The sequence below is a fragment of the bacterium genome (genome assembly GCA_036504735.1).
Taxonomy (GTDB): Bacteria; Electryoneota; RPQS01; order RPQS01; family RPQS01; genus DASXUQ01.
The window spans coordinates 286,024-309,494 of sequence record DASXUQ010000005.1; the positions used below are offsets into that span (position 1 = coordinate 286,024).

Genomic DNA, 23,471 nt, shown 5'->3' on the forward strand with positions numbered 1-23,471 from the left:
CTCACCTGCCAATTAATGTGCCGATCTTCTCGCCGGCAAGGATGCGCCGCAGGTTGCCGCGCTTCTTGAAATTGAACACGTGAATCGGAATACTGTTCTCGAGGCAGAAGGTGACCGCCGTCGTATCGATCACCCGAAGCTGCTTGCTCACAAACTCAAGATAGGTGAGGTTGTCGAACATGGTCACATCGGGAGTGGTCACAGGGTCTGCCGTGAAAATGCCGTCAACCTTGGTGCCCTTCATGAGCACGTCGGCTTTGATTTCCTTCGCTCTCAGCGCCGCGGCGGTATCCGTCGAAAAGAACGGGCTGCCCGTGCCGGCGGCAAAGATCACCACGCGCCGTTTCTCCAGATGACGCAGCGCCCGGCGACGGATAAACGGTTCGGCAACGGTCTGCATGGGAATAGCCGATTGCACGCGGGTAACCACGCCCAGGCGCTCCAACGCATCCTGCAGAGCAAGGGAATTGATGACCGTGGCCAGCATTCCCATCTGATCGGCGCTCACGCGGTCCATCCCGCCTGCAGCACCCTTCAAGCCGCGGAAGATATTCCCGCCGCCAATGACAATTCCGAGGTCCACATGGTCCGCATGCACCTCGGCGATCTCTTCGGCCATCGCCGCCAGCACGGCAGGGTCTATGCCATAGTCCCCCGCCCCAACCAGCGCCTCACCCGAGAGCTTAAGCAGAACACGACTGTATCGCAGAAAAATCTCGCAGGATTGAGGTTACGCGCCCACGCGGACGCGCACAAACGACGTGACCTCGATGGGACTGCCGGACTTCTTGGACGTGGCAGCAATGAGGTCCCTGATGATCACTTTGGGATCCTTCACAAACGGTTGCTCGATCAGAGCGACCTCCGAGAACCACTTGTTGACGCGGCCCTCGGCGATCTTGTTCACGGCGGCTTCCGGCTTGCCTTCGGCACGCGCGCGCTCTTTTTCCAGTTCGGTCTCCGACGCGATCTTCTCGGCGGGCACTTCATTGCGCGTCACAAACGTTGGTGCGGAAGCGGCTACCTGCATGGCAAGATCACGGCCCAGCGTCACGTCATCGGCATTGGCGGCCTTCGCGCCCTTCAACGCCACCATCACGCCCAACTTCTGGTCGGAGTGGATGTAGGTGCCGATCACGCCATCCGCCACCTGCAAACGGGCGAAACGTCCGATCTGCAGTTTCTCGCCAATCTTGCCGATCAGGTCGGAAAGCGCGTCGCCGATCTTCGTCCCGTCAGCCATCGGCTTCGCCGCCAGTTCATCGGCGGACTTGCCATCGGCATCCGTCCACGACAGCACAACGGCCGCCGCATTGGTCGCGAGTTGCCGGAACATATCGTTCTTGGCGACAAAATCAGATTCGCTGTTCAATTCCACCAGGGCGCCCGTGCGGGAATCGGGGGAAAGGGCGATCACCACAAGTCCCTGCTCCGCAGAGCGGTCGGCACGCTTTTCAGCGGCAGCCTTGCCCTTCTTGCGCAGATATTCCAGAGCCTTGGTTTTGTCTCCGCCAGACTCCGTCAACGCCTTCTTGCAATCCATCATGCCCGCGCCGGTTTCCTGACGCAGTTCGTTGACCAGAGATGCGGTAATTCCTGCTTCTGCCACGTTATCCTCTACAAGCTAATGGTCGTATGTTTATATTGCCTATCCGCCCGAATCACCGGCAGTTGCCCACCATAGACTCCAAAGCGTCTTAAGCCTGTTCGCCGCTGTTGCCGGCGGTTTCCGCGCGCGGAGCTTCCGGGGCACTGGGGGGTGTCACATCGGCTGCAGGTTGCGGCTTCTCTTCTCCGCCGTGTTGCGGCGGTCTGCTCGGTCCCGCGCTGGGGCCGCCTTCACCGGGACGACGCACTCTCTTGCGTCGCGGATCGCCACCACGATCTCCACCCGGTCCGCCCGGACCGCCGGGACGGCCACCGCCATCACGGCCACGCGGCTCGCGATGCTCCTGATCACGCGCGGAGGTCTCCTGTGCGGCTTCATGCAAGTGGGCCGTGGCGCGATAAGCCCCGAGGCCTTCGGCAACGGCGTCCGTGAAGGCGCGGGTGACGACGGCGATGGACTTGAAGGCGTCATCGTTGGCCGGGATCGGATAGTCCACCAGATCCGGGTCTACGTTGGTGTCGGTGATCGCAAAGATGGGAATACCTAGCCGGCGAGCTTCAGCCACCGCGATCTTCTCGCGGCGCACGTCGACGACGAACATCGCGCCCGGCAGCCTGTTCATATCACGGATACCGCCGATGGATTCGAGCAGCTTTTCACGGCGGCGTTCGATCATCAGGCGTTCTTTCTTCGAAATCTTCTCGAACGTGCCATCCGTCATCTTCTTCTCGAGCGTGTTCAGGGTCTTGATGCCCTGGCGGATGGTTTGGAAGTTGGTCAATGCGCCGCCCAGCCAGCGCTCGTTCACATAGGGAACGCCCGCCCGCTTGGCCTCGGCCAGCATGATATCACGCGCCTGCGCCTTGGTACCAACAAATAAGACCTGTTCACCACGCGAAGAAATTTCTCGGATGGCGTTACAGGCCTTGTCCAGGCACTCCTGGGTCTTGCGAAGGTCGATCAGATGGATGCCGTTCCTCTGCATGAGGATGTACGGCTTCATCTTGGGGTGCCAGCGACGGGTCAAATGGCCAAAATGCGCGCCGGCGAGCAGCAGTTGCTGCAGCGTAACTCGAGACATCAAAATCTCCTGAGGGGTTTACCGCCTCCCTGTCCATCATCCCGAAAAGCAATCCGCTTGCGCGGACACCCGCTTCCGGTCCGAACAGGTGTGTCAGTGTAATTTCCCGCCGCTGATGCGAGGGATACATAAACAGTACGGTTTGCCGGGCGGAATCAAGATTCCGCCCGGCAAACAATCGAACAATCGTTTAGCGCTTCGAGTACTGGAACCGCTTGCGGGCGCCGGGCTGACCGTATTTCTTGCGCTCACGCTCACGCGGATCGCGAGTCATCAGGTCGTTCTGGCGAAGCACGGGCTTCAGCGTCTCATCCATCAGCACCAGCGCGCGGGCAATGCCCAGCCGCACGGCGCCTGCCTGGCCGCTCAAACCGCCGCCACAGACGGTGGCTTTGATGTCGAGCTTATCGAGATGCTCGGTCACTTTGAGCGGGGTCTCAATTTGCATCCGCAGCACATCGCGGCGGAAATAGCCCAGCAAATCCTTGCCGTTAACGTCCACCTTGCCGGTTCCATGGGAGAGCCAGACTCGGGCAATGGCAGTCTTGCGGCGGCCGGTAGCGTAGTATCGTGTTGCTTTCATGGTATGACGGTATTACGAGTTTGACTGAGCTAAAAGGGATTCCGGTACCTGAGCAGTATGCGGATGCACCGGACCGGCGTACACGCGAAGTTTGCCAAGCTGCTTGCGCCCCAAACGAGTACGAGGCATCATGCCCTTGACAGCCAATTCGATGATCCGTTCGGGATGCTTCTTCTTCAAGGACTCGTACGAGGTCCAGGTTTTTCCCTGCGGATGGCCAGTATGATGGAAGTACATCTTCGTACTGGCTTTGCTTCCGGTTACCCGGATCTTCTCGGCATTGATAACGACAACAAAATCGCCCACATCCGTGCTGGGGGTAAACTGAGGCTTATTTTTGCCTCGGAGAATACTGGCGATGGTGGTGGACAGACGGCCAAGCACCTGGTTCGAGGCGTCTACAATGACCCACTTCCGTTCAACCTCGCCGGCCTTCGCGTGGTAGCTTTCCATTACTCATGATCCTATTTTTGCAAGCTTATAAATGTAGTGAAAGCATCACAAATTGTCAATACCTTTCTTTGACAACTTAGACCCAGCTTTCACATACATCTAAGCGAATTTATTACAATTGCTTACAGAGCGTCAGTATCCCCACGTCCCGGTTGACGGGCCTCCGTCCGCTCCGGCCCCTTTGGGGGAGGCTACCCTTCCAGAATGGCACTGCGCAGGTATTCTGCGGCCTGTTCTGGAGGCGTCGGATTGATGTGAAACCCTGTCCCCCACTCAAATCCCGCTGATTTGGTCAGGCGCGGGATGATCTCTACGTGCCAATGATACCCCTCGGCAAGAGCCGGAAATTTCTGACTCCAAACCGAATGCGGTCGCAGATTTGGCGCGATATGCATCACAAAATTGAACGGTGGATCGTTCAGAGCGGTCCGCAAGCGGCCCAAGGTCTTGACAATGGCGCTTGCCAGGCCTTCCAGTTCAGTATCCGTAACCAGCGAAAAGTCGTGCTGATGGCGGATGGGAGCCAGAAACAGCTCGAAGGGGGACCGGCTGGCGTACGGAGCAAAGACCACATACGATCCATCATCATGGACGATCCGCGTGCCAACCTCCAGTTCCTGCCGGATAATGTCGCAAAACAGGCAGCGCTCGCGGCTCATGTAATGATCCCGCGCCGATTGCAGTTCTGTCTCGATGACCTCGGGCACGATGGGCATGGCAATCAGTTGCGAGTGCGGATGGGACAGGGTCGCCCCCGCATTCTCGCCGTAATTGCGGAACATGGCGATGTACTGGAACCGTGTGTCACGCATCAGGTCCCGCAGACGGTCGCGCATGGCGCGTAAAACCTTGGCAAGGTGCGCGGGAGGCTGGTCTGCCATGTGGCGGGTATGATCCGGCGTCTCGATCACGATTTCGTGCGCGCCGATGCCGTTCATGCGGTCATAGAGGCCATCCGCTGCTCGCTCCAGATTTCCCTCGATCCGCAGCGCCGGGTACTTGTTGGCCACCACACGCACCGACCATCCGGGGGAATTGGGCGCGCTGAAACCATCTCGAATCGCCAGAATCTCCGGAGGCGTCTTGTCCTCATTGCAGGGGCAGAACGGGCAAAAGTCCGCCGGCTGCTGCGACACCTTCACCTCGAATTCCGATGGCCGAAGGGCGCGTTCACTGGCGATAATCACCCATTGGCGCTGAATTGGATCATGTCTGAGTTCAGGCATACGATTTTCCTACTGGCGTGGCAATCTCTCTACGCCAAGAATTTCACCGTTTTCAGATTTTCAGTATTTCAGCTTTTCAGCCTTTTCCGAAATCACACCATCCAGTTCGCTGCGATCATCTCATCCGTCGGCACCACAAAATGGTACGCGCCGGCGGGGGGCAGCTTTTCGATCACGGCGTTGTCATCAATGATTTCCACCCAGAACTGGCACTCGCCGCCAAGCTGCAATCCGACCCGTTCATAAGCCAGCGCGACCTCCACAATGCGGCCCGATACCCAGCGGAAGCCGTCGTTTTTGCTCAAGGGCTGCTTTTCGTTCAGCGGAATCGACAGGCTGGCACGGTCTTCGGAAAGCACATGCAGGATCAGCACCGAAGATGCTTGTGGGCGCAGCGTCGCGGCTGGATCGAAGCGGAAGTACAGCTCATTCTTGCCGAAACCGTAAAACAGAGCCCGCATCGTATGTTCCGCTCGTCCCATCGTGGCCCCATACTGGCGCGGATCTACCTTGCAGGCATTGGCCCACTCGAAATAAGAGGTGTCTCTGCCGTCCAGAATCGGAAAAACCGGGAAGACCGGTTGCAGCCGGCGTTCCGCGCGCGGCGAAACTTTGATCGGCGCATCCAGCGCAGGAGGATACTGTCGGCCTGCCGCCTGATATACCGCCTTCAGATAGGACCGGAACAGCGCGTCAAACTGATGCTCGTAGACCGAGCTGAATGGTTCGCCATACCACCAGAACCAGTCTGAACCCTGTGCGCGCAGCATCCACTTCCAGCACTCCTCGCGCCGCTCGTCCGCAGCGCCGAGTTCGTCCAGCATGTGCCGCGCCCGCCGCAATTCGATCCACGCTTCATTCTTCTGCGGGTCGCCGATCCAAATATGGAAGTCCGAGTCAATCCACGATCCCGGATGCACATGATGCACGCGCTCGCGAGTCGGCGATTGCGCGTGCTCACCAAAGGTCTGGGTCTTCAAATGCGGGTGAGAATCCAATTCCCGGTACAGTGTATGCAGAAACTTCTCGCCCCCATCCGCATAATGCTCCCACGGATTCTCACCGTCCAGCGCGATAACCAGGCAGCGCGCGGGGTCGCCACGGGTTGCAGATTCGATCCGCTCGGCATGGGCGACAAACTCCCTGACCGCCTCCCGCGCCGGCATGCTCGAATAGCGGAAGCCAATGGCATCGGACAGCGCTCGGTCGCGGAAATACAACCGCATCCCGTGCGGTCCCCGCTCCCATGCCTGAGAATAGAAATGCGAGATCGAATCCTTGCGGCTGCGCTCTCCCCTTTCCAGGATCGCCTGATCCGTCGCCGCCCAGCGATACCCGCAGCGAGCCGCAATTTCCAGCGCCTCATCACTCACAGAGCCTTCCGATGGCCAGAGCCCCACAGGCGCTTCGCCCCAGACATCTTCCTGCACCGCCCGCGCAAGTTTCAACTGCCGTTCGGCATCCTCCGGATGGCGGTATTCCATCCGTGGAAGCCGTTGACGCTGAATATCCGCCAGCGCCACATGGGAGTCGCATAACAGCGGCAAGATGGCGTGCGAATAGGGCGACGTGGAAATTTCGATGGTTCCCGAGTCCCGCAATTCACGGTAAGCCGGAAGCAAATCACTCAAAATGCGGTGATGAAAATCCAAAATCGTAAGAATATCCCCATGGGAATATCCTTTGCGTTTTGCCAGCAGATCCGCGATCACCGGATCGCGCCGTCCCGCAAAACCGATCCAGATCAAGTTGAACAGCGCGATCAGGTCCGTATAATCCTGTCCGGTATACTCCATCATCGCCTGTTGAAGTGCGGCGTCTGTCGCATGCTCGCCGCGCTTGTGCAGCAACTGTTGATAACGTGGGTGAGGCCGGACGTGCACATCCCAGTTGATGGAAAAGAAATCGGCAAGGATCACCCGCTTTTCCACCTCGAGGAGATCTGCGACGGGAGTTCGGGAGAGGCGTTCGAACTCGTCTGCCACAGGCTCGCCGGCCGCAAACTGAATCTGTTCGAGCAGTGACGGCGAAAAGTTCGATGTGACGCGCGCGCCAGTCTCCCGCACCGCGGTCAGCATGTCGAGATACCCGCGCACCGCGTGCAATCTCACCCAGGGCATCACCGGCCGCTCCATCTCAGGAGACTGGTAGAATGGCTGGTGGTTATGCCAAAGAAACAGCACAGGAAGGCGTTCGCCCCGCTGCGTCACCAGACAAACCCTCCCGGAACCACCGTCACGCCCTTGGGGGTCACGATGAACCGCGCACGATCCGATTCGCTGTCCACACCGATAGTCATCCCATCCGGAATTCTCACTCCCGGACACACCAAGGCCTTGTGGACAACAGCCTTCCGGCCCACATCCACGCCGTGCAGGAGAATGGACTCCGTCACTCGCGCGCCCGTGTGTACCCGAACTTCCGGAGACAGCACGCTCTTTTCAACGCTGCCACCCGAGATCACGCACCCCGAACTGATGAGCGAATCCACGACCTTGCCCTGCAGCCCGAGTTCAATACTCGAATCCGTAATCCGTGCCGGCGGATGCTGGCCGAAATAGGTGCGGATCGGCCAGTCGGGGTCATATAAATTGATCTCGGGATACGGGTCCGCCAGATCGAGATTCGCAGCGTAGTAGGACTCAAGGGTTCCTATATCGCGCCAGTAGGCGGGCCGGTTGTGATGTTCATCGCGGAACGGATAGACGACCACCTTCTCTCCACGCCCCACCAGCGCGGGGATGATGCTCCGCCCGAAGTCATGCGCCGAATTGGTATCTTTGGCGTCACGGATCAGCTCGCGGACCAGTTTGGCCGTCGTAAACACATACACACCCATGGACACCAGCGATTTCTTCGGATCGCTGGGCATCGTGGGCGGCTCCTGCGGCTTCTCCACAAATTCCAGCACACGGTTGTCCGCGTCAATCCCCAGCACACCCATTTCGCGGGCCATTGAACGTTCGACTTCCACGGCGGCAATCGTCATCTCCGCGCCGCGCGCCACGTGATAGTCGAGCATCTTCGAGTAATCCATCTTGTAGACGTGATCACCCGAGAGGATCAGCACATACTCCGGCTTGTGCCGCTCCAGCAGTTCGATATTCTGATAAATCGAATCCGCCGTCCCGTGATACCAGTCCTCGGACATGCGGTGCTGCGGAGGAAGAGCTTCGATGAACTCATCCAGTTCGCCGCGGAACAGCATGTCCCAGCCGAGCTTCAGGTGACGATTCATCGTCAGGTTGGAATACTGCGTGAGCAGATAGACCTGACGGATACCGCTGTTGAAGCAGTTGGACAGCGTAAAATCGATAATTTTGTAGCTGCCTGCGAAATCCACGGCAGGCTTGGCCATGTCGCGCGTTAACGGATAGAGCCGTTCGCCGCGTCCACCAGCCATAATGAGCGTAAGAGCGTTCGCAAAAACTGGATTCATTCTCGCTTAGCAAGGACTTTCTTGATGGCCTGTTTCAACTCTGTCGTATCGGAACTCTTGACCACATACGCCTCCGCCGGCCACGTCATAAAATTATCGCGATAGGACGGATAGGCTGTATTCAAAATCACCGGCTGCCGTTTGTCGCGCGCCATGATCTTCTGCAACAGATCGATTCCCGACATGCCCGGCATCTGAATGTCGAGCACGATCACGTCGTAATCGCTCGTCTCAAGTTTGCCCAGCACTTCGGTGGCGTTTCCCGCCGTTTCCACCTCGTAACCCTCTTCCTCGAGTTCCATCCGGTACAGCTCCCGGAGGTTCTTCTCGTCATCGGCGACCAGTAGCTTTGCGCTCATGGGACGTTCCACTCCACTTCTAATGAAAAGTCAACCGCCTTGCTCGAGTGCGTCAATGCTCCGACCGAGATCGCGTGCACGCCCGTGGAGGCATAATCCACGGCGTTTGAGAGGTTCACTCCGCCGGACATTTCCAAATACACGGCGTTTCCGTGCCGTTTCACCGCTTCCGCCACGTCTGCCGGAGTGAAGTTGTCCAACAGCACGTGACTCCAGCCCATCGCCACCGCCTTTTCCAGTTCGTCGAGCGATCCCGCCTCGATCTTTCCATCCGCCAGCAACCCGCTCAGCGCGTGCTCGTCCGTGCGGCGCATGTCTTCCAGACATCTGCGGACGCCGTCCATGCCGCCAAGGATGCCCAAGTGGTTATCCTTGAGCAGCACCGCGTCCGTCAGATTCGTGCGGTACGCATCTCCTCCACCGTGGCGGACGGCGGCGATCTCCAGCGCGCGCAGGCCGGGCAGTGTCTTACGCGTGCATAAGATGGTGGTCTTCCATGGCGCCGTGACATCCACAAATCGGCGCGTATGCGTGGCCACGCCGGAAAGATGCGTCAAGAAATTCAGCGCGGTGCGCTCGGCCTTCAGAATGGACCGCGCCGGGCCGGACAGTTCCATGACGCGCTGCAACCGTACCACGCGCGCGCCGTCCATGACCAGCGCCTGCAGCTTCACCCCGGGGTCAACCTCGGCAAACACGGCAGCCACGACAGGCAACCCCGACACCACCGCATCTTCCCGTGCCTCGATCCACGCCGTGCCTGTGACCTCCGCGCCGACAAACAGGTCGGAGGTCATATCCCGGTTGCCCGCGATGTCCTCGTTCAGCGCGACGCGGATAAGATGCTCCAGATCCATACGATCAGTTTACCTTCTTGAGAGGCGCGAACTTGATAGCCAGAAGCTTCGATCCCATGCCTTCAAACGCCACGCGGACCTTCATATCCTGCATGTCGCCGGATTTCGCGGTGACGACGCCGATGCCGAACTCCGGGTGCTCCACCACGTCGCCAATCTGGAAAGGCACGAGGGAGACATTAGGCTTGGCAGGTGTGGCACCGTTTTTCTTGGTGCGCGACGGAATATCCGTCGGGCTCCAGCGCTCGATTCCGTCCTCGGAAACCGTTGTACGGTCCGAGCGGCCCGGCAGCGACCAACCCCGCAAATGTTCCGGCGCAATATCGCGCAAAAACCGCGACGGTTCCTGCCATTCCAGCATGCCGTTCAAATATCGGGTCTGCGAATAGGTGAGATAGAGCCGTTCTCTGGCGCGCGTAACTCCCACATAGAACAGCCGGCGCTCCTCTTCCAGTTCGGCAGGCGCAGCTAAACTCCGGTTGTGCGGCAGCAGTTTCTCTTCCACTCCGACAACAAACACCACCGAATACTCGAGGCCCTTGGCCGCGTGCAAGGTCATCAGCGTGACGCGCTCCGCCGCCTTATCATATTCATCCACGTCGGAAACGAGGGCGACTTCACTCAGGAAATCCGTCAGGTCATATCCCGGATGCTCGCGCATCCGCTCCCGCGCGGCTTCCACAAGCTGGGTGAGATTCGCAACGCGTTCATCCGCATCTTCCGTCTCCTGCTCACCGTAGAACTCTTTCAGTCCGCTGGCTTCCAACACGGTTTCCACTTTCCCGACCAGATCCATCGACTGGATCTTCTGCCGCAGCGAGTCAACCAATTCTGCGGCCGGAGCCAATTTGGCCTTGGCAAGCTTTGTCAGATTTTCCGACTGATCCAGCGACATCATAATGCTGCCGATACTGCCGCTCGCGCGCCGCGCCTCTTCTTCAAGCCGCTGTATGGTCGTCGCGCCGATTCCCTTCGGAGGAAACTGCAGTGCGCGCTTCCATGCCTGCTCGTCGTCCAGATTGACCATCAGCCGCAGATAGGCCAGAAGGTCTTTGATTTCCTTCCGCTCATAGAACCGGGTGCCGCCGACCACGGTGTAGGGAATCGCCTGCCCAATGAGCACTTCTTCAAACTGCCGGGACAGTGCATTGGTACGGAACAGGATGGCAAAATCCTTCCAGCGGTATTTTCCGTTGCGCGTCAGGTGATGCAGTTCCCCCACCACTTCATGCGCTTCGTCCATAGCCCGCGCGACCTGCCGCATGACGACCTTCTCGCCGTCAGTCTTCTCGGTCCACAGTTTCTTCTCTTCGCGATGGCGATTGACACAAATGACGTCATTGGCCACGTTCAGAATCTGCTGCGTCGAGCGGTAGTTCTGCTCCAGACGGAAGACCTGAACGTTCTTGAGGTCCTCCTGAAAAGCGAATACGTTGCGATAGTCCGCGCCGCGCCAGCCGTAAATCGACTGGTCGTCGTCACCCACGACGTACAGGTTATCCTGCGGACGCGCCAGAGTCAACGCCAGTTCATACTGCGGACGGTTGGTGTCCTGAAACTCGTCGATCAGCACGTGGTCATAGCGCCGCTGCACGCGTTCCAGCACCTCCGGACGGGCCTTGAAAAGATCCAGCGGCAACTGCAGCAGATCGTCGAAGTCCACCGCGCCCGCCTTGCGCAGGCGCTCATTGTAAACCGGCAACAGATCGTGCGCCAGTTTGTGGAAGCGGTGTTTGCCGGTCAGCACGCCGCCGTTCTTGAGCAGCGAGATCCAGGACCGCAGCGTGGATGCGGTAACCTCTTCGCGGGCAATGCGTTTTTCCGCCAGCAGAGCGGCGACGACAGCTTCCGTATCGTCAGAATCATATATGGAAAAGTCTTTCGGAAGGTTCGCTTCGGCAGCGTATTGACGCAGCAGGCGCGCACAGAACCCATGGAAGGTTCCGGCCCACGGGACGCCCTCGCCGCCACCGATGAACGTACGCAGGCGTTCCTGCAATTCGCCCGCCGCCTTGTTGGTGAAGGTCATCACCAGAATGGCATGCGGGGCTACATGAAAATGTTCTATGAGGTAAAGTGCGCGGCCAGTAAGGACGCGGGTCTTGCCGGAGCCTGCTCCGGCCAAAACCAGCACCGGGCCTTCCGGCGCCGTTACAGCGTTACGCTGCTCAGCGTTTAGTGTTTCAACAAATTTATCGAGGGATTGATGCACAGGGTTTCAGGTATTAGCCGGCGTGGCTGGTGTCAGGATGGGCCGAGTCTCGGCGGATTCGATCAAGTTGCTGCTTGGCGACGAGGTGATCCGCAAAGTTCGTTGTAAACGAGTGCGTGCCGTCTCCTTTCGCCACGAAGAAAAGGTAGTTGGTGGTCGCAGGGTTCAGCGCCGCAAGAATCGCCGGCACTCCCGGATTATTTATCGGACCTGGTGGCAGTCCCGGATTGCGGTACGTGTTGTACGGGCTGTCCACCTTCAAATCGCTGAAATAAAGCCGCGCTGGTCCTTTCCCCAAGGCATAGGAGACTGTAGGATCCGCCTGCAGCGGCATGCCGCGCTTCAGGCGGTTGTGATACACGGATGAGATCAGCGGCGCCTCGCTGGGCACTGAGGTTTCCCACTGCACAATGCTGGCGAGGGTCAGGATCTCGTGCATGGTCAGTCCCATGCGGGTCGCGCGCTCGTCCATATCCTTGGGAATATGGTTGCGGAAGTTCGCTACCATGCGCGTCACGATCCGCTTGGGATCTGTCCCTACGGCGATGAAATAGGTGTCGGGGAAAAGATACCCTTCAAGGGAGGGGCCGTCGAGTCCCAACTCACGAACCAGCGAACTGTCGTCCACCAGCCCCATGAACAGCGCGGAATCCAGACCGAGTTTTTGCTGCAAAGCCTCCGCCACATCCGCCGCCGTGCGACCTTCCGGCACCGTGACCGGAATCCCCAGCGCCTTGGTATGCGAAAGATTCTTGATCAATTCGAACAGCGATTGCCCGCTGGCCAGCATCATGTTGCCCGCCTGAATCTTCGTATCCGCACCCATGACGCGAATCGCGTAACGGAACATGACGGGATGCTCAATCAGCTTATGCTCGAAGAGGATCTGCGCCACCTGCGGGATCGTCGCTTTCTCGGGGATGGAAATCTCCACCATCTGTCGCGGGCCGTCGGCCACCGAGCCTTCCAGCAGAAAACGCGAGAAGACCTCCAGCGTCACCAGCAAAACAAAGGCAAACGCAACCGTGATCAAACCGCGAAACGTCCGCGACCAGGAATGAGGACTAATGTGCATCGTCTTTCTTCAGCGCTATCCGCATCACCGTCCCGAGGCCCGGCGCGGTTTCTTTGATAAAGAGTCGTCCGCCATGATACTCCTCAACGATCCGCCGCGCCAGAGATAACCCCAAACCCCATCCGCGGGTCTTGGTGGAAAATCCCGGACGGAATACATTCCGCCGGTTCTTCGCCGCGATTCCCGGCCCGTTGTCCGCTACGTCGACGTAGACCCAATGCGGTTTCTCTTCACAGGTGATGCGGATTTCTCCGCCGGTCGTCCGCAGCGCGTCGATCGCATTCTTGACCAGATTCTCCATCACCCAACTGAAAAGCTGAGAATTCATGCGGATCACCGGATCACACGGAAAATCCAGATGGATTTCTATGGGCTTACCCGTTTTCGGCAGGCGGCTCCGGAAATAGTCTACGGTGTCACTGACCGTGTGCCGCACGTGCGACGGCGCGAGCATCGGTTCGGACCCGATCTGCGAGAAGCGGGCTGTCACTCTTTCCAGCCGTGTGAGATCGCGCTGCATCTCCTCCAGCGCGTGCTCGCGGGCGCCACCCGTCTTCAGCAGTTCAATCCAGCCCATCAACGACGTCAGCGGCGTCCCAAGTTGGTGGGCGGTCTCCTTGGCAAGACCCACCCATACCATGCGCTCTTCACTGCGCTTGATATTTCGAAAGCCCGTGTATCCTACAATCACAAACAGCGCCGCGACAAGAATTTCGATCCACGGCAGCCATCGCAACTGCCGGATAACAAGGGAGTCGCCGTAATGGAACCAATCCACCTGCTGCTCGCCCACGAGAATCGGCAACGGATCGTTTCCCCCCTGATCCATCGCCTTCAACAGCTCATGCAGTTTCCGCCGCGCGTCCGCCGAAGTGTCATTCGGAGCAACCGACACATTCTTCCAATGCTTCGGATTCCCCTGACCGTCGGTCACAATAATCGGAAAGTCCACTGCCTGAATCTGTTCGAGGGCAAGCGCAATCAGTTCCGGGTACTCGCTGTTCACGAGCACCGAGTACAGCCGGATCTTTCCTTGCAGGTTAGCGCGCGTCGAATCCTTCAGTCGCCCGACAAGCACCTGCGTGTAGACCAGAACCGAAACAATCAGGGTAATGGCAATGAGAAACAGAACGCCCTTGAAGGTGCCGATGTGCTGGTAGGCCATCCGGCGGCCAAGCCACATGCGCAGTTTCTCAGACATCCGCTGCGCGCGCGGCCTTTACTGTGTTTGCCGACGGTTCACCGGAATCGTACTTGACAGAATACGTCCGGTCCCGTTCCGAGGTGTTCACCATCTTCTCCGCGATCAGGCCAAAGGAGAAGAATTGCGCGCCAATCACCATCAGCAGCACACCCAGAAACAGCAGCGGCCTGTTGCCGATGGGCACACCGTAAAACTTGCCGATGGTCAGATAAAGGTTGACCAGAAAGCCGACCAGTCCGCACGCCATGCCGATAGTGCCGAAGAAATGCAGCGGCGCGCGATTGTAATCGGAAATAAACAGCACAGTCAGCAGATCGAAGAAGCCGTTGATAAACCGGTTCAGGCCGAACTTCGTCTTGCCGTACTTCCGCGCGTGGTGCAGCACCGGAATCTCCGTAATGCGGTAGCCCAGCTTAAAGGCCAGCACCGGCAAAAAGCGATGCAATTCGCCGTACACCGGGAGTTCCTTCACCACATCGTATCGGTAGGCTTTCAGACCGCAGTTGAAGTCATGCAGCCGGATTCCCGAAAGTACTCCCGTCGTATAGTTGAAGAACTTCGACGGAAGGGTTTTGGAAATCGGGTCATGCCGGGTCTTCTTCCAGCCGGATACCAGGTCAAACCCTTCTTCGAGCTTGCCTACCAGCGCGGGAATTTCTGCGGGGTCATCCTGCAAATCGGCATCCATCGTGATCACATAGGTTCCCCGCACGGCGCGGAAGCCCGTAGCCAGAGCCGCCGACTTTCCGAAATTGCGCCGGAAGGAAATCACCCGCACAAAGGGATTCCGCTCCGCCAAAGTGCGCAGAACGGCGAGGGACTCGTCCCGGCTGCCATCATCCACAAAAATCAGTTCGTAGCTCCATCCGGTCTTCTGAAAGACCGCAAGGAGCTGGCTATGCAGTTCGGGAAGCGACTCCGCTTCGTTGAACAGCGGTATGACCACGCTGACGCGCGGCACGTGTTGGTCACCGTTCATGGCGACTTGTCCAAGTTACTTGGAAGTGGAAATGCTCTGTTGAGGGCGGGCATCCGGCGCTTTGAGCTGGATGTCGCTGAAAGACCAGGTGAACGTGACGTCACCCGTTGGGTTCGAACACGTCACACGCGTGGCGACCGGCCACCCTTGCACGGTCTTGATCCGTTCATATTTCTTCAGCAACAGGTCGCGCCCGCCGCGCTGCACCTGCTCATTGCTGACCGTTCCCTTCTGCGTATCCAGCGTCAACACATACGAAACATCGTCACCGTTGCCGTAGACCAACGCGCGCCCGTCCGCTTCGGTTTGCACGCTGTCCGTCTGGAATCCGCTGCTGCGGCCGCTCACAGGAAACGGGAGGATATCCCGTGGATCCCAGTTCGGCACCCCCATCGGGATCATTCGCGACAACATCACGGTATCCTGCAGCGTGTACGTTGTCGGAATGCTGTGCGTATCGAAATAGATGAGCTGGCTGGGCGTCACGTAGAACGTGCCGATGAAACGGTTGTAGGGCTTTTCGAACCCGACCTCATAGCGTTCGCCCGCCAGATACATCAAGTGGCCGCGCGCCGTGAAGGTGGTGTCATGAATGGCAAATCGGAGCTTGAGAGAGGCAAAGAGCGATGTCCAGTGCTCGAACCGGTCAAGACTGATATGCAACGCCGCTTCGGGTGACAGAGGCTGGGTTGGCTTCTTCCGAAGGGCGTTCTGCGCTCCGCAACCGCTCAACACCAGAGCGATCAGCAAAGCGGCGCCGACATACTTAATGCGCAAGCTTCCGCCGCAGGGATTCGTTTTGGGGGTTCTTTTCCAGGGCGCGCCGGTACATCTTCCCCGCTTTGCCGTGGTCGCCCGATTTTTCATAGGCATCGCCCAGGTGCTCAAGGATGTCCGCGCCATCGGGCGTCTCTTTGGCGGCTTTCTTCAGCAGATCGATGGCGTCATCATAGTGACCGAGCATGTACTCGATCCAGCCCATCGTATCCAAATACGCGCCGTTCTTCGGCTCCGCCTTTAGCGCCGTTTCCACCAGCTTCTTCGCCTGGTCAAGATTCTGTCCCCGGGAAGCATACGTGTACGCCAAATTGTTCAGGTAGATCGGTGCGCTGTCGGAAAGCGTAATCGCGTGCTCATACAAGGTAACGGCGCGGTCGAGCGAATCCAGACCGTCGTAGATCATCGCCAACGTGCCCATCGCCACATACAATGTCGTATCCAAGCGGATGGCGCTCTCCAAGGCGTCGATGGACTCTTTCGTGTGGCCGCCCAGCCGGTTCAGCGCAATCCCTTTTAAACTGTAAAGTCCGGCCTGCGGCTTCACGTGCGCGAGGGCACTGTCCACAATCGACGGGACCTCGGTGAAACGCTGGCGGTCCATGGCAATCAAGGCTCGTCCCACCCAGAAACGCGGTTCGCCCGGCTCCAGCCGGTTGGCGAGTAGCACGCACTTCTCTCCCGCGCTCGTGTCGCCTTTCTGAAAATACGCGGTGCCCAGCGTGTACACCAATCCCGCATCCGTGCTGTCCGTCGCAACCAGTTTCTTCAGAAGCGGAATAGCACGGTCGTACTGAGACGATGTCAGATAAATGGTCGCTACCTGGCGCGTCAGGGTCTCTGATTCGCCGCCTTGCTGGATGATCCTTTCGTAGATCCTGTCCGCTTCCTTATAATCACGGCGGGCAAGTTCCACAGACAGCAGCTCCCGCAGATACTCCAGTTTCTTGGGAGCGATCTGCACCAGTTTTTTCAACGCGTCGCGAGCGTCATTGGGCTTTCCCGAACTGCGCAGGATCAGCGCCTTCAATTCCAGCGCGGGAACGTACTCCGAATGAATGCGCAGCGCCCGGTCAAGCAAGTCCACGGCCATCGCCGAATTTCCCAGCAACGCGTAGTCCTGTGCCAGCGCAACATGGATGAACGCCGACGTGGAATCGAACCGCAGAGCTTCCTGATAGTGGAAAACTGCGCGGTAGTAATCCTCGACCTGATCCGCCGTTGTTCCGCGGATGAACTGATCCATCGCGCGAGAGTGGTTGTCCTGAGCGGCGGCTTCGGAATCCCCGCGCTTGGCCGCGAGGGCCACGCCGCTGAGAGCGACGCAGAGCAGCAGGATAGAAATGGAGATGCGCGGCTTAATCAGCAATCATCCTCACAATATCGTGATAGGAGACAAACAATACAAGGAGCAGCAGCAGCGCCATGCCGACTTGCTGAATCCACAGTTTCACGCGAGTCGGTATGGGCCGGCGGGTGATCGCCTCGATAATCACATACATGATATGACCGCCATCCAGAGCCGGAAACGGAAGAATATTCAGGAAGGCAATGGAGACGCTCACATAGGCAATAAAGAACAGAAACGCCCCGGACCCTTCGCGCGCGCTTTCGCCGGATAGCTTGGCGACGCCCAGTGGCCCCGAGAGTTGCGAAACACTGCTCTCGCCCGTAGCCAAACCGGCGATGAACTGCCCGATGGCGCGAGTGGTTCCGGCGCAGAATGTCCAGCCGCGTCCTACGGCGTCACCCAGCCCGGCCGGACGTGTCTCGACCTTTGGCGCGATGCCGATTACCCGGCGATCCACGCCGCCTTCGCTCATTTTTTTTGTCGGCACCAGAAGAGTCAGGTCTTCGCCGGTCTCACGATGCACGGTCAGGGCAATGGAGTCGCCCGCGGCGCTGACATTTTCTACGACCTTCTCCCACGTTGGAGTCGCAACCCCGTTCACCGCCGTGATATGATCACCAGCCTGAATCCCCGCGGTTGCCGCGGGCATATCCGGCAGCACTTCGCCAATCGTGGTATCGACCACATGGCCCACGCCAATAGCCAGAGTGAGCGCCGCGATCATCAGAAACGCCGTAATATAGTTCATCAGCACACCGGCGGAGAGCACGAAAATCCGGGCCAGAGGCGGCTTGGACATGAACTCGTCCGGCGCGCCAGTAATCCCTTCGTCATCCATGGACTCATCCACCATGCCGGCAATCTGCACATAGCCGCCCAGCGGGATCCAGGAAATTGCGAACTCGGTATCGCCGATCTTCTTGGAGAACATCTTTGGCGGAAATCCGATGGAGAAGCGTTTGACGCGCATCCCCATCAGCCGCGCCGCAAGGAAATGTCCGAATTCGTGAATCGTGACGATGATCCCGATGGTCACGATAAAAGACGCAATGGTCAGCAGCATGGTCTCTCCTTCATGTTCATGGAGAGGCGCGTCACCTGCTCTGCCGCCCTTGCGCGAGCCCGGGTGTCCGCGCTGCGAACTCCGGTAAGATCTGTTAGCGGTTCGTCCGGCCAGACGGTCACAACTCCCCGGATCACCTCCGGGATATCCGCGAAGCAGATCCGTCCATTCAAGAACGCGTCCACCGCGACTTCATCCGCAGCCGAGAGCGCCGCAGGCGTTGTGCCGCCCTTCTTCAGAGCGTCAAACGCCAGATCAAGACACGGGAAATCCCTTGGCTCAACCGGTTCAAATGTCAGAGAGCGTAAATGCTCGGGGCCGGTAGGCACGAGGTGACTTGGCAACCGGTCCGGGTAAGATAACGAGAATAGTATGGGCAATCGCATATCGGGGGTGCTCAGTTGCGCCTTAAAACTACCATCAATGAATTCAACCATAGAATGTACGACCGACTGCCGGTGGGCAATGACTCCGATGGATTCCGGAGAAACGCCGAACAGTCGCTGTGCTTCGATAACTTCCAAACCTTTATTAAAAAGTGTCGCTGAGTCTATCGAAATCTTCGGTCCCATTTTCCACGTCGGATGCGCCAAGGCTTCCTGAACGCTCACGTTCTTCAGATCCGCCTGCTTCCGCCCCCAAAACGGGCCGCCGGAAGTCGTCAGCCAAATGCGCCGTACCTGATCCAATCGCTCACCCAGCAAACACTGAAAAATGGCGCTGTGCTCCGAGTCTATCGGAAGGACCGCAGCGTGATGGTCCGCCGCCATCTTCATAATGATGGGGCCTGCCGCTACCAGCGTCTCTTTGTTGGCCAAAGCAACCGGCAACCCGCGCTGCAGCGAGACCGCGGTGGGTTCTAATCCCACGCTTCCGGTCAGGGCATTGACCAGCAGATCATACTCACTGTCCCGCGCCTGAGCAGCCACAGCCGCTTCACCGGCAAAAACATGCGCGATGCCGTGCTGCCTGGCGATGGCCTGCAGATCGTCCCGCTTCGAAACATCCTCAAGTGCGATGGAATTCACATGGAATTCCGCCGCCAAAACACCAAGTTCCGCAACATTCGAACGCGCGGCAAGCCCTACAACACGGAAATATTCCGGATGTTCACGAACCACCGACAGCGTGCTGCGGCCTACAGAACCCGTTGCGCCTTGAATAAGTAACCGCTTAGGAGGATGTGCTGTTCCCACTCAGTTCCCCGCCGCAGAAGTCGACGGTATCGACTGAAGGTTCGAGAAAACTGTCACAAAACTCGCGGCCATGGCCTCTCGCAGGTCGTTTGGATGCACAGCATAACCGAGTTCGTGCGAGATGGACGTGGCTTTGCTCTCCAATTTTGCGCGTAACAACTCCCGGCTATGGTCATCTTTCAACTGCAGAAAATCCGTAATCCGAAGATGATCGTCTCCGGTTAAGATCGAGCCATGCTGCAAAATCGCCGACGATAGCTTGCGCTGTGCGCTGCCCACAATCTTTTTCCCGCCTACCGTGACTTCCCAGCGCGAGGTCCGCACAAAGCACGAAGTCCGGTTAGGAAGCGCCGAAAGGGGCTCGCCCCGTTCATCAACTTCCGCAGCCACACCCAATGCCCGCAGCCCACCGGCAATGGCCCGGCTTACAAGCTCCTGCACGCGCGACGCATCTTTCGGCCCGTCGCAGTTGGGCAGCACAATCGCATAGGTGAGTTCGTCACTGTGCAGCACAGCCGCGCCACCGGTCGGCCTCCGCACCCATGGCATACTTGCGGCGCTTAATCGACTCATATCCAACTGTTCGGCGCTCTGATGATACCCAAGGGAAATGGTAGGTACCTCCCACTGGTAGAAACGCACCAGCGGCTCAAACTTGCCACGCTCGGCCAGTTCGAGGAGCGCCTGGTCCTCTTCCATCAGGATCGCTCCGCTCCGGGCCGGGTCCTGCTGCACTCGCAACCGGATCACAGTTCTTCCTCTGTTCCCACCACGCGATTGCCCGGCAACAGCCCACGCTTGGATTTCGAGATGAATTCCAACACCTGCTGCACCTCGGGGATGCTGCCATATTCGGCGCTGATTTTCTCCACAGCCTGCACACGGTTCAGTTCGGACTGAAACAGCACCTGGTAGCATTTCTTCAGCGCATTCCGCGTTTCGGATGCAAAGCCGCGCCGGCGCAACCCTACGGAATTCAAACCGAAATAGCGCACCGGCTGCCCGCCGGCGAGAATGAACGGCGGCACGTCCTTGGGCACGCGCACTCCGCCGCCGATCATTGAATGCCGTCCGATGCGCACGAACTGATGCACCGGCACCACGCCGCCGATAATCGCGTATTCTTCCACTTCCACGTGGCCCGCAAGTTCAACGCAATTGACAAGGATCACGTTGTCGCCGATGACACAGTCATGAGCCACGTGAGCATAAGCCATCAACAGACAATTGCTGCCGATGACGGTCTTGCCTGTCGCCTTGGTGCCGCGGCTAAGCGTTACAAACTCGCGGATTACCGTATTATCCCCTATAAACAGCTCGGTGCGTTCGCCGCCGAATTTCAGATCTTGCGGTTCGCCGCCAATAGCTGCGCCGTGAAAAATGCGTACGCCTTTGCCGAGACGCGTTCCCGCGTGAATACGGACGTTGGTGCTGATCTGGCACCCTTCACCGATAATCACGTCATCATCAATTACACTGTACGGCTCGATCACCACACTGTCCGCGATTTCGGCGCGCGGGGACACAACTGCCGTAGGATGAATGTTCGCCATGCCTTCCTTCAGCCTTTCCTAACGATCTACTACCACTGCGGTCATATCGGCTTCCGCCACCAGCACGCCGTCCACCTGTGCCTCGCCATGCATCTTGCACAGCCCGCGGCGGAACATCAGCATGTTTACAGTGAACTTGATTTGGTCGCCGGGAATGACGGTCTTGCGAAACTTCACATTGTCCAGACCGGTAAAATACACTACTTTGCTTTCTGGGTCGTCCACGGAATTGAGCAATAGCACGCCGCCGGTCTGTCCCATGGATTCGATAATCAGTACACCGGGCATCACCGGGTGTCCGGGGAAGTGGCCGTCGAAAAACGGTTCGTTGCGCGTCACATTCTTAATACCTACCACGCGTTCCAACGGCGCCAGTTCGAGAATCCGGTCGACCAGCAGCATGGGGTACCTGTGCGGAAGCAATTTCTCGATGGCCGCGGCATCGAACACATACCCGCGTCCACCCTTGCTGCCGAAGCGCCGAGTCATGAGCTGCGTCTCATATGCCTTACGCAACATGCGGGCCACTTCCACGTGGGATGAATGTCCGCCGCGCGCCGCCAGCACGTGCCCCTTGATCGGAACTCCCACCAGCGCAAGGTCGCCGATCAGGTCCAGCGCCTTATGCCGAACCGGCTCGTTCTTGAAACGCAGAGTGCGGTTGTCCAGAGTGGAGTTGCCCAGCGTCACATTATTTTCATGATGGAAGATTTTTTTGAGCCGGTCCAGATCGCTCGGGTCCAGTTCACGGTCCACGAAGACCACGGCATTCTCCAGCGATCCCCCCTGAATCAGGCCCTTCTCCTTAAGCTGCTCGGTTTCGGACAGCAGGCAGAACGTGCGCGCCGTGCTGAATTCGGGCACAAACTCATCCAGAGAGTACATCGACGTGTACTGCGTTCCGATGGACGGATGCGTGTAGTCGATCATGTACGTGATGCGGAATTCCGTCGAAGGCACCACGACGATGTCTACGCCTTCCTTCTCGTTGTGATAAGTCAGCGTCTTCTCGACTTCCAGAAAGTCCCGTGGAGCATCCTGTTCGACAAGCCCCGCTTCCTGCAATGCGGCAACGAAAGGCCCCGCGCTGCCGTCCATGATTGGCGGCTCATCCGATGACAGTTCGATGATCAGATTGTCAATTCCGAGCCCGGAAACCGCCGCCAGCACGTGTTCGACGGTGTATACCTTGGTGCCGTCACGGCCCAGTACGGTGCCCCGGGAAATTTCCACCACAAATTCCGCCAGCGCGGGAATCTCCACACCGGCCCCCACGTCGGCACGGCGAAAGCGGATGCCAGTCTTGGGGTCCGCCGGGTAGAAAGCCAGATGAACGGGGTGCCCTGTGTGTAAACCGGTGCCGGTAAGGTGCGCGGGCCGCGCAATCGTACGTTGCCTGTCAGTCACGAATCCGCCTTGTCTTTGTCCTGATCACCATATACGCTTGCTTCAAGGGCGCGCACGCGTTTGAACAACTCCGGCAGCCTCGTCAGTGAGGCTTCGATTCTCCGCCATAGAGAGTGCGGACGCGACGGGCTGCCCGCAACCACTTCGCCCGCGAGAACATCATGTCCGACTCCCGCCCGTGCCGCCACCTGTACGTGGTCGCCGATCTCGATGTGGCCCACGACTCCGATCTGCCCGCCGAACCGGCAGTAGCTCCCAATCTTGGTGGAGCCCGACACGCCGGTCTGGGCCGCGATCACAGTGTGTGATCCAATAGTCACGTTGTGCGCAACCTGAATCTGATTATCCAGTTTCGTTCCGCTGCCAATCACCGTCTCGCCCAGTGTGGCACGGTCGATAGTGGTATTCGCGCCGATCTCGACGTCGTCCTCAATCACCACCGTGCCGAGTTGCGGGACCTTCCGGTAGCCCTCACCGCTGGGCGCGAAGCCGAAGCCATCGCTGCCGATCACCGCGCCATCCTGCAGCACCACACGATTCCCAAGGCGTACACCTTCCCGCACACTCACTCGCGAGTGGATTTCGCACTGCTCGCCAACCGTAACATCAGCCGCAATCACCGTATTAGGGTACACCACACTGCCCGCGCCAATCCGGCTGCGCGCTCCGATATAGGAAAAAGCTCCAACGGTTACGCCTGCGCCGATCATCGCGTCGGGTGCAACCACCGCCGTCGGGTGAACTCCCACTTCAAGCCATGGCTTTCGGGGATTGAATAGTTCGAGCAGCCGCAGAAAATCCACGTAAGGATCCGCCACCTCAATCAGCGTGCGCGACGTTTCCCGCGCACCGGGGGCCACGAGTACCGCCCCCGCCTGAGTCGTTTCCAGATAGCGCACATATTTGACGTTCGCCACAAAACTCAGGTCATGCGGTCCCGCCTCTTCGATCTTTGCAAGACCGCTGATCACCGTGTCGTCCCTGCCGATCAACCTCCCGTTCAGAAAACGGGCCACCTCGGCGGTCGTCATAGAAAGGCTCAACGCC

22 protein-coding genes are annotated in these 23,471 nt (G+C 58.6%); all 22 read right to left on the reverse strand.

Annotation, left to right across the window (positions count from 1 at the left end; translation table 11 throughout):
- Position 1: 1 nt before the first annotated feature.
- The 22 genes from pyrH to lpxD all read right to left on the reverse strand — a co-directional run bounded on the left by pyrH (position 2) and on the right by lpxD (position 23,467).
- Complete coding sequence (gene pyrH / locus VGL38_03075) at positions 2-715, reverse strand: UMP kinase (protein HEY3294398.1); 714 nt, start codon at positions 713-715, stop codon at positions 2-4.
- Between the two features lie 15 nt (positions 716-730).
- Positions 731-1,609: a translation elongation factor Ts gene (tsf, locus tag VGL38_03080; protein ID HEY3294399.1), complete on the reverse strand. Its 879-nt coding sequence runs from the start codon at positions 1,607-1,609 to the stop codon at positions 731-733.
- Between the two features lie 88 nt (positions 1,610-1,697).
- Complete coding sequence (rpsB, locus tag VGL38_03085; protein HEY3294400.1) at positions 1,698-2,690, reverse strand: 30S ribosomal protein S2; 993 nt, start codon at positions 2,688-2,690, stop codon at positions 1,698-1,700.
- 190 nt (positions 2,691-2,880) lie between these two features.
- Positions 2,881-3,273 (reverse strand): 30S ribosomal protein S9, encoded by a 393-nt coding sequence (gene rpsI / locus VGL38_03090; protein ID HEY3294401.1) that lies wholly within the window; start codon positions 3,271-3,273, stop codon positions 2,881-2,883.
- A 12-nt stretch (positions 3,274-3,285) separates the two neighbouring features.
- Positions 3,286-3,726: a 50S ribosomal protein L13 gene (gene rplM / locus VGL38_03095; protein ID HEY3294402.1), complete on the reverse strand. Its 441-nt coding sequence runs from the start codon at positions 3,724-3,726 to the stop codon at positions 3,286-3,288.
- Positions 3,727-3,917: 191 nt separating this feature from the next.
- Complete coding sequence (locus VGL38_03100; GenBank protein ID HEY3294403.1) at positions 3,918-4,952, reverse strand: DUF4931 domain-containing protein; 1,035 nt, start codon at positions 4,950-4,952, stop codon at positions 3,918-3,920.
- A 92-nt stretch (positions 4,953-5,044) separates the two neighbouring features.
- Positions 5,045-7,162, reverse strand: coding sequence for a glycoside hydrolase family 57 protein (locus VGL38_03105; GenBank protein HEY3294404.1), 2,118 nt, complete (start codon positions 7,160-7,162; stop codon positions 5,045-5,047).
- Positions 7,159-8,391, reverse strand: coding sequence for a glucose-1-phosphate adenylyltransferase (glgC, locus tag VGL38_03110; GenBank protein ID HEY3294405.1), 1,233 nt, complete (start codon positions 8,389-8,391; stop codon positions 7,159-7,161). The genes VGL38_03105 and glgC overlap by 4 nt, the downstream gene beginning before the upstream one ends.
- On the reverse strand, positions 8,388-8,750 hold the full coding sequence (locus VGL38_03115; GenBank protein HEY3294406.1) for a response regulator: 363 nt from the start codon (positions 8,748-8,750) through the stop codon (positions 8,388-8,390). The genes glgC and VGL38_03115 overlap by 4 nt, the downstream gene beginning before the upstream one ends.
- Complete coding sequence (nadC, locus tag VGL38_03120; GenBank protein HEY3294407.1) at positions 8,747-9,607, reverse strand: carboxylating nicotinate-nucleotide diphosphorylase; 861 nt, start codon at positions 9,605-9,607, stop codon at positions 8,747-8,749. The genes VGL38_03115 and nadC overlap by 4 nt, the downstream gene beginning before the upstream one ends.
- A gap of 4 nt (positions 9,608-9,611) precedes the next feature.
- Positions 9,612-11,819 carry a UvrD-helicase domain-containing protein gene (locus tag VGL38_03125; GenBank protein ID HEY3294408.1) on the reverse strand — a complete coding sequence of 736 codons (2,208 nt, stop codon included), beginning with the start codon at positions 11,817-11,819 and terminating at the stop codon, positions 9,612-9,614.
- A gap of 13 nt (positions 11,820-11,832) precedes the next feature.
- Positions 11,833-12,894, reverse strand: a complete 1,062-nt coding sequence (mltG, locus tag VGL38_03130; GenBank protein ID HEY3294409.1) for an endolytic transglycosylase MltG — start codon at positions 12,892-12,894, stop codon at positions 11,833-11,835.
- Positions 12,884-14,095, reverse strand: a complete 1,212-nt coding sequence (locus VGL38_03135) for a HAMP domain-containing sensor histidine kinase (GenBank protein ID HEY3294410.1) — start codon at positions 14,093-14,095, stop codon at positions 12,884-12,886. Before VGL38_03135 ends, mltG begins: the two co-directional genes overlap by 11 nt.
- The gene (locus tag VGL38_03140; protein ID HEY3294411.1) at positions 14,088-15,077 is read right to left on the reverse strand and encodes a glycosyltransferase family 2 protein; all 990 of its coding nucleotides are present in this window, start codon (positions 15,075-15,077) and stop codon (positions 14,088-14,090) included. Before VGL38_03140 ends, VGL38_03135 begins: the two co-directional genes overlap by 8 nt.
- A gap of 15 nt (positions 15,078-15,092) precedes the next feature.
- Positions 15,093-15,854 (reverse strand): hypothetical protein, encoded by a 762-nt coding sequence (locus tag VGL38_03145; protein HEY3294412.1) that lies wholly within the window; start codon positions 15,852-15,854, stop codon positions 15,093-15,095.
- Positions 15,844-17,223 (reverse strand): tetratricopeptide repeat protein, encoded by a 1,380-nt coding sequence (locus VGL38_03150; protein HEY3294413.1) that lies wholly within the window; start codon positions 17,221-17,223, stop codon positions 15,844-15,846. The genes VGL38_03145 and VGL38_03150 overlap by 11 nt, the downstream gene beginning before the upstream one ends.
- On the reverse strand, positions 17,213-18,268 hold the full coding sequence (locus VGL38_03155) for a M50 family metallopeptidase (GenBank protein HEY3294414.1): 1,056 nt from the start codon (positions 18,266-18,268) through the stop codon (positions 17,213-17,215). Before VGL38_03155 ends, VGL38_03150 begins: the two co-directional genes overlap by 11 nt.
- A complete protein-coding gene (dxr, locus tag VGL38_03160) occupies positions 18,259-19,464 on the reverse strand; it encodes a 1-deoxy-D-xylulose-5-phosphate reductoisomerase (protein HEY3294415.1) in 1,206 nt (401 codons plus the stop codon). The genes VGL38_03155 and dxr overlap by 10 nt, the downstream gene beginning before the upstream one ends.
- Positions 19,465-20,214: a hypothetical protein gene (locus tag VGL38_03165; GenBank protein ID HEY3294416.1), complete on the reverse strand. Its 750-nt coding sequence runs from the start codon at positions 20,212-20,214 to the stop codon at positions 19,465-19,467.
- Positions 20,211-21,017 carry an acyl-ACP--UDP-N-acetylglucosamine O-acyltransferase gene (lpxA, locus tag VGL38_03170; GenBank protein HEY3294417.1) on the reverse strand — a complete coding sequence of 269 codons (807 nt, stop codon included), beginning with the start codon at positions 21,015-21,017 and terminating at the stop codon, positions 20,211-20,213. Before lpxA ends, VGL38_03165 begins: the two co-directional genes overlap by 4 nt.
- Positions 21,018-21,035: 18 nt before the next feature.
- Positions 21,036-22,424, reverse strand: a complete 1,389-nt coding sequence (locus tag VGL38_03175; GenBank protein HEY3294418.1) for a bifunctional UDP-3-O-[3-hydroxymyristoyl] N-acetylglucosamine deacetylase/3-hydroxyacyl-ACP dehydratase — start codon at positions 22,422-22,424, stop codon at positions 21,036-21,038.
- A complete protein-coding gene (gene lpxD, locus VGL38_03180) occupies positions 22,421-23,467 on the reverse strand; it encodes a UDP-3-O-(3-hydroxymyristoyl)glucosamine N-acyltransferase (protein HEY3294419.1) in 1,047 nt (348 codons plus the stop codon). Before lpxD ends, VGL38_03175 begins: the two co-directional genes overlap by 4 nt.
- Between the last annotated feature and the right edge of the window lie 4 nt (positions 23,468-23,471).